The sequence below is a fragment of the Flavobacterium quisquiliarum genome (assembly GCF_019308285.1).
Lineage (GTDB): Bacteria > Bacteroidota > Bacteroidia > Flavobacteriales > Flavobacteriaceae > Flavobacterium > Flavobacterium quisquiliarum.
Genome location: NZ_WWEM01000037.1, coordinates 70,418 through 84,156, shown reverse-complemented (window position 1 = coordinate 84,156; position 13,739 = coordinate 70,418). Strand labels below are relative to the sequence as shown.

The 13,739-nt window shown below is 33.9% G+C and carries 11 protein-coding genes; 5 read left to right on the top strand and 6 right to left on the bottom strand.

What is annotated here, in order from left to right; translation table 11 throughout:
* Nucleotide 1: 1 nt before the first annotated feature.
* The 6 genes from rplD to rpsL form a co-directional block, all read right to left on the bottom strand.
* Nucleotides 2–631, bottom strand: a complete 630-nt coding sequence (gene rplD, locus GSY47_RS19855) for a 50S ribosomal protein L4 (protein WP_091496654.1) — start codon at nucleotides 629–631, stop codon at nucleotides 2–4.
* Nucleotides 631–1,248 (bottom strand): 50S ribosomal protein L3, encoded by a 618-nt coding sequence (gene rplC / locus GSY47_RS19850; RefSeq protein ID WP_091496656.1) that lies wholly within the window; start codon nucleotides 1,246–1,248, stop codon nucleotides 631–633. The genes rplD and rplC overlap by 1 nt, the downstream gene beginning before the upstream one ends.
* A gap of 409 nt (nucleotides 1,249–1,657) precedes the next feature.
* A complete protein-coding gene (rpsJ, locus tag GSY47_RS19845) occupies nucleotides 1,658–1,963 on the bottom strand; it encodes a 30S ribosomal protein S10 (protein WP_007803605.1) in 306 nt (101 codons plus the stop codon).
* Between the two features lie 10 nt (nucleotides 1,964–1,973).
* Entirely contained in the window at nucleotides 1,974–4,130 is a 2,157-nt protein-coding gene (gene fusA / locus GSY47_RS19840) for an elongation factor G (RefSeq protein WP_163407836.1), read from the bottom strand.
* Nucleotides 4,131–4,140: 10 nt separating this feature from the next.
* On the bottom strand, nucleotides 4,141–4,617 hold the full coding sequence (rpsG, locus tag GSY47_RS19835; protein WP_026727879.1) for a 30S ribosomal protein S7: 477 nt from the start codon (nucleotides 4,615–4,617) through the stop codon (nucleotides 4,141–4,143).
* A gap of 24 nt (nucleotides 4,618–4,641) precedes the next feature.
* On the bottom strand, nucleotides 4,642–5,025 hold the full coding sequence (gene rpsL / locus GSY47_RS19830) for a 30S ribosomal protein S12 (RefSeq protein ID WP_007136570.1): 384 nt from the start codon (nucleotides 5,023–5,025) through the stop codon (nucleotides 4,642–4,644).
* A gap of 182 nt (nucleotides 5,026–5,207) precedes the next feature.
* On the opposite strand from rpsL, the gene GSY47_RS19825 reads away from it, so the two are divergent.
* From GSY47_RS19825 to GSY47_RS19805, 5 genes are all read left to right on the top strand, one after another.
* Nucleotides 5,208–6,908, top strand: a complete 1,701-nt coding sequence (locus tag GSY47_RS19825) for a BamA/TamA family outer membrane protein (protein WP_246611362.1) — start codon at nucleotides 5,208–5,210, stop codon at nucleotides 6,906–6,908.
* 363 nt (nucleotides 6,909–7,271) lie between these two features.
* Nucleotides 7,272–10,472 carry a SusC/RagA family TonB-linked outer membrane protein gene (locus GSY47_RS19820; RefSeq protein WP_179002195.1) on the top strand — a complete coding sequence of 1,067 codons (3,201 nt, stop codon included), beginning with the start codon at nucleotides 7,272–7,274 and terminating at the stop codon, nucleotides 10,470–10,472.
* 19 nt (nucleotides 10,473–10,491) lie between these two features.
* Nucleotides 10,492–12,063 (top strand): SusD/RagB family nutrient-binding outer membrane lipoprotein, encoded by a 1,572-nt coding sequence (locus GSY47_RS19815; protein ID WP_179002194.1) that lies wholly within the window; start codon nucleotides 10,492–10,494, stop codon nucleotides 12,061–12,063.
* Between the two features lie 90 nt (nucleotides 12,064–12,153).
* Nucleotides 12,154–12,888: a 23S rRNA (guanosine(2251)-2'-O)-methyltransferase RlmB gene (gene rlmB / locus GSY47_RS19810; RefSeq protein ID WP_179002179.1), complete on the top strand. Its 735-nt coding sequence runs from the start codon at nucleotides 12,154–12,156 to the stop codon at nucleotides 12,886–12,888.
* Between the two features lie 47 nt (nucleotides 12,889–12,935).
* Complete coding sequence (locus GSY47_RS19805; protein ID WP_179002177.1) at nucleotides 12,936–13,739, top strand: DUF2490 domain-containing protein; 804 nt, start codon at nucleotides 12,936–12,938, stop codon at nucleotides 13,737–13,739.

Sequence of the window (13,739 nt, the reverse complement as noted above, 5' to 3'; positions counted from 1 at the left end):
ATTATTTACTTAAATTTTCTTCAATTAACTCTAAAGAACCTTCTAAAAGCACTAAATTATTAGCGTTTAATATTGCGTAAGTGCTTAATTCTGAGCTAGTTACGACATTTGAAGCCTTTAAATTACGTGACGACAAATATACGTTTTTATTTGACTCACCCAACACGAATAAAGATTTTTTATTCTCTAACCCTAAAGCTTTCAAAACGTTAATGAAATTTTTAGTGTTTGGTGTTTCAAAATTAAAGTCCTCAAGAACTACAATATTTGACTCTTTTGCTTTAATAGAGAAAGCTGATTTTCTAGCTAATCTCTTTAAATTTTTATTCAATTTGAATGAATAACTTCTAGGTCTTGGTCCAAAAACCGTTCCACCACCTTTAAACAAAGGATTCTTAACACTTCCTGCACGCGCAGTACCAGTTCCTTTTTGTTTTTTAATCTTACGAGTACTTCCAGTTACTTCAGCTCTTTCTTTAGCTTTATGAGTACCTTGTCTTTGATTAGCAAGATATTGCTTAACATCAAGATATACCGCATGCTTGTTTGGCTCAATTGCAAATACTGAATCAGAAAGTTGAACTTTTCTACCAGTATCTTTTCCGTTGAAATCTAATACTTTTACTTCCATTACTTCTGAATGATTACATAAGAGTTTTTGTGACCAGGAACACATCCTTTAACAACAAGTAGGTTCTTTTCAGCAACCACTTTTAAAACTCTAAGGTTTTGAACTTTTACATTTTCTCCTCCCATTCTTCCAGCCATACGCATTCCTTTGAATACTCTAGATGGATAAGAAGAAGCTCCTACAGAACCTGGCGCTCTTAAACGGTTGTGCTGACCATGAGTAGCTTGTCCAACACCACCAAAACCGTGACGTTTAACAACACCTTGGAAACCTTTACCTTTAGACACACCTTGTACATCTACAAATTCTCCTTCTTCAAAAATAGAAACATCAATAAGATCTCCTAATTTTTGTTCAGTTGCAAAATCTTGGAATTCAACGACTTTTTTCTTAGCAACAGTTCCAGCTTTTTTAAAGTGACCTAAAGCCGCTTTAGTAGAATGTTTCTCGTTTTTGTCATCGAAACCAAGTTGCAACGCTTCATACCCGTCAACCTCGTTGGTTCTGACTTGGGTAACAACGCATGGACCAGCTTCGATTACTGTACAAGGAATGTTTTTCCCGTTTTCGTCAAAAATACTAGTCATGCCGATTTTCTTACCAATTAACCCAGACATAAATATTAATTATTAATTACTAAAACTCCCTTCAATTTGAAAATCACACAAATTTCCAAACAGGGAGTGCAAAAGTAGACATTAAAATTGAATATACCAAACAGTTACAAAAATTAAATCGCTCATTATCAAAATCCAAGCGTCAAAATAGTATCAAAAACAACTATTCAAATCTTGAAATTTAAAAATCCCCCCCCAATTCCTTAAGCAATTCTAACTTAACAATTACATAATAAACACAAAACAAAAAACCTCCGAATCACCTTAAAACAAAGGACTTTACACAAAAAATACAAAATTCACAAAACACCAAAACACCAAAAAACCATAGACTAAAAATCATCTTTAAAAAACAAAAAAAAGCGAGACATTTCTGCCTCGCTTTTTATATAAAAAAAATATAAAAAAATTATACTTTTATCTCTACTTCAACACCACTTGGCAATTCAAGCTTCATTAAAGCATCAATTGTTTTAGATGAAGATGAATAAATATCAATCAATCTCTTGTATGACATTACTTCAAATTGCTCTCTCGCTTTTTTGTTAACGTGCGGAGAACGTAATACAGTGAAAAGTTTTTTGTGAGTTGGCAACGGAATAGGACCTGTTACAACTGCTCCAGTAGTTTTTACTGTTTTTACGATCTTTTCAGCAGATTTATCTACCAACATGTGATCGTAAGATTTTAGTTTTATTCTGATTTTTTGACTCATTTTCTTAAAATTAAGCGTTACCTTTTGCTTTTTTGATTACCTCTTCTGAAATATTAGAAGGTGTTTCTGCATAGTGAGAAAACTCCATTGTTGAAGTTGCTCTACCAGAAGATAATGTTCTTAATGTAGTTACATAACCAAACATTTCTGATAAAGGCACATCAGCTTTAATAGTTTTAGCACCATTTCTATCACCCATATCATTTACCTGACCTCTACGACGGTTCAAGTCACCAACGATATCACCCATATTTTCTTCTGGAGTAATAACTTCGATTTTCATGATTGGCTCAAGAATAACAGCTCCAGCAGCACGTCCTGACTCTTTATAACCCATTCTAGCAGCTAATTCAAAAGAAAGAGCATCAGAATCCACAGGGTGGAAAGATCCATCTAATAAAGTTACTTTCAAACTATCAACAGCATACCCAGCTAACGGACCTGTTTTCATAGCCTCACGGAAACCTTTTTCAACAGCAGGAATATACTCTTTTGGTACGTTACCACCTTTTACCTCATTTACGAATTGCAATCCAACTGGAACTTTACCATCAACCTCATCAGCAGGCTCGATTCTAAATACGATATCACCGAATTTACCACGACCTCCAGATTGTTTTTTGTAAGTTTCTCTATGTTGAGCAGATTTAGTAAACGCCTCTTTGTACTCTACTTGTGGCTCACCTTGATTAACCTCTACCTTAAACTCACGTTTCATACGATCAACTAAGATATCTAAGTGAAGCTCACCCATACCAGAAATAATAGTTTGACCTGAAGCCTCATCAGTTCTTACAGTAAATGTTGGATCTTCTTCAGCTAATTTAGCCAAAGCCATACCCATTTTATCTACGTCAGCTTTAGTTTTAGGCTCGATAGCAATACCAATTACAGGCTCTGGGAATTTCATAGACTCCAAAATAATTGGATTCTTTTCATCACAAAGTGTATCTCCAGTTTTGATATCTTTAAATCCTACAGCAGCTCCAATATCTCCAGCCTCAATATATTCGATTGGATTTTGTTTGTTAGCGTGCATTTGGTAAATACGAGAGATTCTCTCTTTGTTACCAGAACGAGTATTTAAAACGTAAGAACCAGCATCTAAACGTCCAGAATAAGCACGGAAGAAAGCTAAACGACCTACGAATGGATCAGTAGCAATTTTAAATGCCAAAGCAGCAAACGGCTCTTTTACATCTGGACGACGTAAGATTTTAGTTTGATCTTCTTCTAATAATTCAGCATCATCAGGGTGAATTCCTTCAATACCTTCTTTATCCAATGGAGATGGTAAATACTTACAAACAGCATCTAACATAAACTGAACTCCTTTGTTTTTGAAAGAAGAACCAGCAAGCATAGGAATGATTGCCATATCAATTGTAGCCGCTCTTAATGCATTGTTGATTTCTTCCTCTGTAATAGAGTTTTCATCTTCCATGTATTTATCCAAAAGATTCTCATCATAAGTTGCAATCTCTTCAATAAGGATAGAACGGTAGTGTTTTACATCATCAACCATATCAGCTGGGATATCAACGATATCAAAAGTAGCTCCTTGAGTTTCATCATGCCATACAATAGCTTGATTTTTCACTAAGTCAACAATACCTTTAAAATCCGCTTCATCACCAATAGGCAAAGTAATTGCAACCGCATTCGATTTCAACATATCTTTAACCTGTCCGCATACAGCTAAAAAGTTAGCACCTTGACGGTCCATTTTATTTACGAATCCCATACGAGGAACTCTATATTGATCAGCAAGTCTCCAGTTAGTTTCTGATTGAGGCTCAACACCATCAACAGCACTAAATAAGAAAACCAAACCATCAAGTACACGTAAAGAACGGTTTACCTCTACAGTAAAGTCAACGTGTCCAGGAGTATCAATAATATTAAAGTGGTAAGGCAATGATTCTGGAAGAACTTTACCTTGCTCAGTTGGAAAATTCCAAGTACAAGTTGTAGCAGCAGATGTAATTGTAATACCTCTTTCTTGCTCTTGCGCCATCCAGTCCATTGTTGCAGCACCATCGTGCACCTCACCAATTTTGTGTGACTTTCCAGTATAAAAAAGAATACGCTCAGTAGTTGTTGTTTTACCAGCATCAATGTGAGCAGCGATCCCGATATTTCTTGTATATTTTAAATCTCTAGCCATTTCTTACGAATTAAAATCTAAAGTGAGAGAATGCTTTATTAGCTTCTGCCATTTTGTGAGTATCCATTCTTTTCTTAACCGCAGCACCTTCTTCTTTAGCAGCAGCTAAACATTCTGACGCTAAACGTTGTGCCATAGATTTTTCATTTCTTCTTCTTGAATAAAGTATTAACCACTTCATTGCCATAGAAATTTTTCTGTCTGGACGAATCTGCATTGGAATTTGGAATGTAGCTCCACCAACTCTACGGCTACGTACTTCTACGTGAGGCATAACGTTAGTTAAAGCATCTTTCCAGATCTCTAATGAAGTTTTCTCATCATTTTGCTTTTTAGTTTCAATGATATCAATTGCATCATAAAATACTTTAAAAGCTGTAGATTTCTTACCATCCCACATTAAGTTATTCACAAAACGCGTTACTAATTGGTCATTAAACCTTGGATCCGGTAAAAGTGGTCTTTTCTTTGCCGCTCTTTTTCTCATGTCTTTTTCTTAAAAGTTTTTAAATTACTTTTTTGCTTCTTTTGGGCGTTTAGCACCGTACTTAGATCTTCTTTGCGTTCTTCCTGCAACACCTGACGTATCAAGCGCTCCACGAACGATGTGATATCTAACACCTGGTAAATCTTTTACCCTTCCACCTCGCACTAATACTATCGAGTGCTCTTGTAGATTATGTCCTTCTCCAGGGATGTAAGCATTCACCTCATTACCATTTGTCAAACGTACACGCGCAACTTTACGCATTGCAGAGTTTGGTTTTTTTGGTGTAGTAGTGTAAACACGCGTACAAACCCCTCTTCTTTGAGGACAAGAATCTAAAGCAACCGATTTACTCTTCTTAGTGATCTGAGTTCTTCCTGTTCTTACTAATTGTTGAATTGTTGGCATAATTAATACTAAAAATTATTATGTTTATTAAATTCCCGCTTTTTACGGGGTTGCAAATGTATAAAATATTTTTCACTATACAAACGTTAAATCATTAATTTTCAACAACATTATTTATATCTATGATTTAACGAAGAAACGTTGGATATTTGCTTTACATTTAAATAACAAATCAATTGCTTTTGAAACAATTACTAAACATATTTATCTTCCTAATCACCTCTGGTTCTTTTGCCCAATCATTTTACTTAAATATAAACGGAACGAATAAAAAACAAAACCAGACAATTGACTCTATTTCATATAACAGAAAACACCCTAATTTAAAATCCCTAAATAACGAAATAAACGCAGTCACAAACCAATTAACAAAACAAGGATATACAGACCTTGAAATACTGGAAAACAAAAAAACAAACGACAGTACCTTCAATACAACAATCGATCTAAAAAACAAGACAAAAAGCATACATATATATATAGGAGCAAATAATTCATTTTACAACAATCAAGCACCAATAAAAGACAGCATATTTATTCCTTATTCTGAACTAGAAAATTTTTTAAACCAGGAAATATCCAACAAAGAAAAAGAAGGCTTTGCATTCACAAAGATAAAACTGAAAAATATCATCAAAAAGAATTCGATAATTTATGCTGATCTAAATTTAGATTCCGAAAAAAAAAGAGCCTTAAACTCCATTATTCTAAATTATGCCAACTCGGATTCAAAAGATTTTTTCCCAAAAGGAGCTTTAAAACAATTAAATAAAAAATATCTAAACAGAACTTTTAATCAGGAAACTGTTAAAAACATCTACACCGACATTAATAGTTTCGAATTCATATCCCAAACAAAATACCCTGAAATACTTTTTACAAAAGACTCAACCAAAGTCTACACTTATATAGAAAAAAGAAAAGCCAACACATTTGATGGTTATATCGGTTTTTCAAATGATGACAACAAAAAACTTATTCTAAATGGATACCTAGACATTTCTTTAATCAACACACTTCGTGCTGGAGAAAAATTCTCATTGTATTGGAAAAGCGATGGTAACCAACAAAAAACTTTTAATACTAAAATTGAAATCCCATATATATTTCAATCTCCTATAGGAATAAAAGCGCAATTAAACATATTTAAACAAGACAGCACTTTCCAAAACACTAAAACCGATATCAACTTAGGATATTATTTAAACTACAATTCAAAACTTTATATCGGATATCAATCAACAGAATCCAGCGATATTCAAAATACAAACAATTCATCAATCAGTGATTTCAACAACTCATACTTAACCACCACTTTTGACTACCAAAAAACAGATTATGAAAATCCCATATTCTTAAACAAAGCCTTTCTATATTCTTCATTAGGATTCGGAAAAAGAACAACAAACAACAGTCCCGAAACAGCAGGAACTAGTAATCAGTTTTTTACAAATATCAATCTTAAGTATAACTTCGAATTAAACCCTAAAAATTTTATTAACATAAATTCACAAAATTTTTTCTTAAAAAGCGACAATTATATTTCAAATGAATTATTTCGTTTCGGAGGAATGAATTCAATTAGAGGCTTTTTAGAAAACAGCTTACAAGCCAATTTTACCTCAATGATACTTACTGAATATAGATATTTAGCATCCAAAAGTCTTTACATCAATTCAATTTTAGACTACGCTTTATACCAAGACCAAACCAGTAATTCAAACAAAAATCAAATAAAAAAACTTATAGGCATCGGCATCGGCACATCAATTCAAACCACAAGCGGCCTACTAAAGATAAACCTTACCAACGGAGGAGAGAAAACTTCAGATTTACAATTATATAACACTATTATAAACATCTCTTATAATGTGAAGTTTTAAAACACTGTTATTAATAAAAGTTAGAGTACTAAAAACTTAACCATTTCAGGACTTATTTTAATATAATGCGGCATTAAGATAAAAACCACATTACATTAAGCAGTTTTCTTACTTAAAAGTTACAGAAAAAACAATTATCGACATGTTTTTCTGAAATTTAACATTTCTCTTAACAATGAAATTTTAAATTATTAACAAATTGAACCTATCAAAACAAGAATAATTCAAAGATATTCTATTTTTAATGATAAAAATTTAAATTCTAGTAGTAAATTCATTATTTAACGAAAAAAAAAGCATTTTAAATTAGGTAGATTAACAAATTATTAAGATTTTTGTCGGACTAATTCAAAATATTTAAAAATGAAACTAAAGTTCAATGGATTCCTAGTGCTTTTATTGGTACTAGTTGCGCAACTAACTTTCGCGCAAGAAAGAGCTGTTTCGGGAACTGTTTCTGATAATACAGGAATGCCTCTTCCAGGTGTGAGTGTATTGATTAAAGGAACAAAAACTGGAACACAAACAGATTTTGATGGTAAATTCTCTATCAAAGCATCTCCAAGCCAAGTTTTGGTATTTAGCTACATCGGTATGAAAAGCCAGGAAGTAGCAGCAAGTTCTACAAATGTAAACATCAAATTAAAAGATGATTCAGTAGAACTTGGAGAAGTTATTGTATCGGGAGCTGTAGGTATTAAAAAGAAAAAATCTGCAGTAACATCATCTTACTCTACAGTTAATAATGACGAATTAAAAGCCGCTTCTAACCCTGACGCTGTTCGTTCATTGGTTGGTAAAGTATCAGGTTTAACAATTAACAACACTACAAACGGTGTAGGAGGAACAACTTCTATCAGAATCCGTTCTATGTTATCTTTCACAGGTAACACTGAAGCTCTTGTAGTAATTGATAACGTTATCTCTACAGCTGACGTTATGGCTTCAATCCCATCTGACCTTATTGAAAACGTAACTGTATTAAAAGGAGCTCAAGGAGCTGCATTATACGGTTCTCAAGGTAAACAAGGGGTTGTTTTGGTTACAACTAAAAAAGGATCTAAAGGTAACGAAAACCTAACTGTAGCTTTCAATTCATCTGCAGACATTGAAAAAGTAAGCTTTGTTCCAGAAAGACAACAAAGATATGGTCAAGGATGGTACAACCTACAAGATCAACAAGAAAATGGTGGATGGGGTCCTTTATTAGATGGATCAATCAAACCAGTTGGTATTCCAGATGCTAATGGAAACTCAATTATGGCTCCATATAGCGCATTAGGTAATGATGAGATTAAAAAATTCTACCAAACAGGTACTATTTTACAAAACAACTTAAACATCAGTGCTGGTGGTGCTGAAGGTTATGTTAACTTAAACTTAGGTAATGTTAGACGTGACTTTATCTTAGAAGGAGACGAATTAAACAGAAACACAGTTGTATTGACTGCTGGTAAGAAAATCAACAAATTCACTGTTGGTGGTACTTTTACTTTCACAAATCAAAGAACAAAACAAGCTAACGTAAATGCTGCTACATCTCGTTCTGATTATACTCTTTTAACAACTTTATTACAAGCTGCTTCAAACATTCCAATCACGGAATTTAAAGACAGAGGATTATATGGCTGGAATGGTTACTACCAAAACCCTTACTGGGCAAGAGAAAACAACAGATTAGAAGAAACTAAGAACTTTGTTAACTTAGGTATGAACGCTGGATATGAAATCAACAAAAACATCGAGCTTGTTTACAATGGTTCTGTTCAGATGAGAAATACTAATCAAGTTTCTTACTCAAACCAAGCTATTTCACCAGCTGATGCTGATGGAGGATTTGATTCACCTTCTGAATTCTATCAGTCTAACTTGAACTCAACATTCTACTATGGTGATATTATGGCTAACTTTAACTACGATTTATCTGATGCTTTAAAACTAAAGTTCAACGTAGGTCAAAATATGCAATATAACTATAGCAAAAGAATCTCTCAAGGGGGTACTAACTTAGAAATTCCAGGATTATACAACATTTCAAACGTTCTTAATCCAGCGAACCCATCTACTTTAGATAACAGAACTATCGAAACAAGATCAACTGCAACATTTGCTAACGTTGATTTTAGTTACAAAAACTACTTGTTCTTAAACTTAACAGGTCGTTATGAAGGACAGAGTGTTGCTAAAGTAGGAAATCAATTTTACTTCTACCCATCTGCCGGTGTATCTTACGTAGCAACAAATGCTATCGAAGCACTAAAAGACAAATCTGTTTTAAGTAACTTAAAATTATATGCTAACTACACACAAGTAGGTTCATTAGATCCAGTAGCGGCATACAATATTTTAGATTTAGCTCAAATTGCGACAGGATTCCCTTTCCCAAACACAGGAAACTCTTACAACAATAGTTATTTCCCAACTGATCCGAATATCAAACCAGAAACTTATACTACTTATGAAGGTGGTATTAACTTTGGTTTCTTAAAAGATAGAATTACATTAGATGTTGCTGGTTACCTTACTAGAACAACAGATTTAATTACAGATGCTTCTGCAAGTTCTGCTTCTGGTTTACAAACATTAAAATCTAATAATGGAGAATTAGAAGGTAAAGGTATCGAGATTGATTTAGCAGTTATGCCATTCAATACTCCAACTTTCAAATGGAATGCAAGAGTTTCATATACTTCAAATGACACTAAAGTAATCAGCGCTGGTGATACTGACAAAGTAGTTATCACTGATGGAGGTAACTCTCAAATCAACGGAGATATTTCTGCTGTAAAAGGATTATCTTTCCCTTACATTACTGGTACAGATTGGATGAGAGACTCAGAAGGTCACGTTATTGTTGATGCTCAAGGACGTCCAACTCCAGATGCAACTTTCAAAAATCTTGGAAAAGTTACTCCAGATTATATCTTAGGTTTAACAAACAGCTTCGAATACAAAGGAGTTGGTTTATCTTTCACAATGGACTACAGAACTGGTCACAGCTTCTTATCTCAAACTAAATACAACTTAACTTGGAATGGTCACTTAGTTGATTCTGCTGAGTTCGACAGAAACGTAGGTTTCTTATACCCAGGATCTGTAATTGACAACCCTGCAACTGCAACTGTTGGAGATTATATTCCAAACACAAGTGTATTAACTGGAGGTTTCTCAAGTTTAACTGGAGCTGCTAACAGAACTCAAGCTTACTTTAACCAAGCAGCTAGTGTAGGTTCTCACAACTTAATTGATGCAACAGCATTTAAAGTAAGAGAAATTGCTGTAAGCTACTCATTCCCTAAAAAAGTTTTAGAGAAAGCTGGAATCCAAACTTTCAAAGTGAGTCTTAACGCTAGAAACCCATTCATTATTTTAGCATCTAGCAACAAAGGATATGCTGATCCTGAAGCTTCTAACCAAGTGAATACATCAACATCGACAGCAGCTAGAAACCCTAGTGCTAACAGTACTTTAACTAATACCTCAAGAAATGGTCTTGGTTTCATCGGTGATGCACAATATCCATCAACTCGTACTTTTGGTGTTAGCATCAATACGACTTTTTAATACTTAAAATAAAAACATTATGAAAAAAATATTTTTCAGCAGTATGTTTGCCTTATTTTTATTTACCTCATGCGAGAATTATCTTGATGTAAATGAAAAGCAATCAAACAACGCCAACTTTGATGCGATCGCGCCAAATCAAATGCTTGCGGGAGCTTTAAACAACTATACTAATCACCAGTTAAACGTGTTATCAAGTTATGGTAACAGAATGACTTATGTATGGGGATTAAACAGTGGTTTTACTTCTAATGACCCAGCTTGGACCTATACTTTTGATAGTAATAGTTATCCAACAGCTTTTGAATCAACATTTCTTTTTGCAGATAACTTTCAAGATATCTTAGATAAAAAAGATAAGTTTCCTGATTACAAATATCACTTTGGAATTTCTAAAATTTTCAAAGTTATGTTAATGGACTATGCTACTGCATTATACGGAGATGTACCTTACACTGAAGCTTTTAAAAATGACATCCCTGCTCCTAAATATGACGATGATAAATTAATCATTCCTGCATTATTTAAGGAATTAGACGAAGCAAGAGCTTATTTTGCTAGTACTGATGCTGTAGAATTAGGATCAGAAGATATTATCTTTCACGGAGATATTCCTTCATGGATAAAATTCCTTAATACTGTTGAGTTAAAACTTGTATTAAGATTATCTAAAACTACTGACGCAACTCTTGTGGCTTTAAGAACTGCTCGTGCTGCTGAATTAAATGCATTACAAAACTTTGTTACTGCTGACGTTGCATGTAATCCTGGTTATAACTCAAGTGATAACTCTAAAAGATCTCCATTATACAGATTTTATGGTCTAAACGAAGCACTTAGTGACTGGACATCTGCAAATAGAGCAAATGCTGGTGGTGCTTTCATTATTAATATCTTAAATGGAGATTTAAACAATAGCGATATCAACTCTTCTGGAATTGTAGATCCAAGAAGACCTAGAATGTTTGCTGCAGTTGCTGCTGGAAGCCCTGGTGCTGGTACTTGGATTGGTAATACACTTGGTCTTTTCCCAGTGGATCCAATTTCTAGAATGAGTGCATTTTATATCGGAAGAGTTGGAAGTGACGAAAACGGTATGATTAGAGATGCGTATGTTATGCAACTTGCTGAAAGTAAATTCTTACAAGCTGAAGCTGTGCAAAGAGGTTACATAAGCGGAGATGCCCATGCTTTATTTTTAGATGGTATTAATGCTTCTATGTCTTTCAACTCAAAACTATGGGGAACTAATACAACAGCTCAAATTCCAGCACTTAATCCTACAGCTTATCTTGCTGCAATTGATTCTCGTAATGGATTAGGCTGGACAGGTTCTGCTGACAAAATTAATGCAATTATTACTCAAAAATATCTTGCATTAGCTCAATGGCACGGAATCGAGTTATACATTGACCAACAAAGAACTGGATATCCAAAAACTCCACTTCCTGTAGGTGTTATCCAAACTAATGCACCAAACAGATTAATCTACCCTACTTCTGAATATTCATCAAATAGTGCTAACGTTCCAAACGTTTCTAGTGCTGAAATATTCACTGTAAATGCAAAAACTCCTTACTACTTACAATAGTAGATAGTAAAAGTTATTATAATGAAGCAGGCTGTTCAATGAACAGCCTGCTTTTTTTTATAGAAACATATTATTACCTATATTTGTCCAATGGAAAAAGAACATCAAATATTTGGCATCAGGGCCATTATAGAAGCAATTCAAGCAGGAAAAGAAGTAGATAAAGTCTTTATACAGAAAGATATTTCTGGAGACTTAATGAAAGATTTAATGAAGGTAATGAAACGTGCAAACATTAACTTCTCTTATGTTCCTGTAGAAAAATTAAATCGTCTTACTCCAAACAACCATCAAGGTGCTGTTGCAACCATCTCTCCTATTGGTTTTATTGATTTGGAACATCTTATTGAATCTACTATTGAATCTGGAAAGAAACCTTTATTTTTAATATTAGACCAAATATCTGATGCTAGAAATTTTGGAGCAATCATTAGAACCGCAGAATGTACAGGCGTTAACGGAATCATTATTCAAAAAGCTGGTTCGGCACCTGTAAATGGAGACACTGTTAAAACATCTGCTGGAGCTGTATTTAATGTTCCTATCTGTAAAGTAGAACACATTAAAGATGCTATTTTCTATCTACAAGGTTCTGGAATTAAAACTGTAGCCGCAACTGAAAAAACAGATCAAAATATTTACGACGTATCTTTAGCAGAACCCGTTGCTATAATCATGGGGTCGGAAGATCGAGGTATAAATCCTTCTGTATTGAAAATTGTAGACGAAAAAGCAAAACTGCCAATGTTTGGCTCTATAGGATCCTTAAACGTTTCTGTTGCCTGTGGGGCATTTTTATACGAAACTGTTCGTCAAAGAAGTTAAATTGTATTGAGAATAAGATTAGAATGAATAATTAAAAACTTTAATTAATGCTTTCAAAATCTAATCCAAAACGAATAAATAACATAGTTCGATGTCTGTTTGTAATCTTGATGATTACAAACAGCTACGGACAAAATACTACATACAGCCAATTTTGGAACGAGATCCAATTTAGCAGAACCTTAAGCGAAAAATGGTCTACTGAAATAGATTTAGGAGCAACCTATAGCAGTACCGAATCTTCATCCAATTTATTTGATAATACCATTCAAAGATCTGTTAGAGGCTGGGGACATTACTACTTTTCTCCGAGATGGAAATTCTCCTCTTTTATAGCCTACTTTAACAACAAAGATGTTCCCGAAATAGGACAATTTAAATCTCCCGAATGGCGGTTTGCCCTTCAGGGAATTTACTTCTTTCATAAGACAGGTTATACTCTAAGCACAAGAATGCGAATGGAATTTCGGCATATGAGAAATCAAGATGAAGATTATGAAAATGTTTTTAGATATCGACAGCAAATAAAGTATTTGCAACCCATAACAAGTAAAGTCTTAAGAGAAGGTGTAATATACGCAGTCGCTTCAGACGAGATATGCCTAAAATCCGGTGCAAAAGTTACAGGAGAAAGTTTTTTTGACAGAAATAGATTTATGGCTGGCGCAGGATATTTGTTTTCAGATGATATTCAGGTCGAATTAACTTATTGTAATGAATTTTTACCTCGAAATAATGGAAATCAGACAACAAATGCTGCTTCCTTAACCATTAGTTTCAACAACTTTCTCGACAACCTTAAAAAGAAAATCAACAGTAAACACAATCACGAAATAAAAGATGAAGAATAA

What these genes read in the sequence shown, in the direction of transcription:
- rlmB (WP_179002179.1), top strand. Translation starts at nt 12,154, where the DNA reads ATGGAAAAAGAACATCAAATATTTGGCATCAGGGCCATTATAGAAGCA.
- rplD (WP_091496654.1), bottom strand. Translation starts at nt 631, where the DNA reads ATGGAAGTAAAAGTATTAGATTTCAACGGAAAAGATACTGGTAGAAAA.
- rplC (WP_091496656.1), bottom strand. Translation starts at nt 1,248, where the DNA reads ATGTCTGGGTTAATTGGTAAGAAAATCGGCATGACTAGTATTTTTGAC.
- GSY47_RS19805 (WP_179002177.1), top strand. Translation starts at nt 12,936, where the DNA reads ATGCTTTCAAAATCTAATCCAAAACGAATAAATAACATAGTTCGATGT.
- fusA (WP_163407836.1), bottom strand. Translation starts at nt 4,130, where the DNA reads ATGGCTAGAGATTTAAAATATACAAGAAATATCGGGATCGCTGCTCAC.
- GSY47_RS19815 (WP_179002194.1), top strand. Translation starts at nt 10,492, where the DNA reads ATGAAAAAAATATTTTTCAGCAGTATGTTTGCCTTATTTTTATTTACC.
- rpsG (WP_026727879.1), bottom strand. Translation starts at nt 4,617, where the DNA reads ATGAGAAAAAGAGCGGCAAAGAAAAGACCACTTTTACCGGATCCAAGG.
- rpsJ (WP_007803605.1), bottom strand. Translation starts at nt 1,963, where the DNA reads ATGAGTCAAAAAATCAGAATAAAACTAAAATCTTACGATCACATGTTG.
- rpsL (WP_007136570.1), bottom strand. Translation starts at nt 5,025, where the DNA reads ATGCCAACAATTCAACAATTAGTAAGAACAGGAAGAACTCAGATCACT.
- GSY47_RS19820 (WP_179002195.1), top strand. Translation starts at nt 7,272, where the DNA reads ATGAAACTAAAGTTCAATGGATTCCTAGTGCTTTTATTGGTACTAGTT.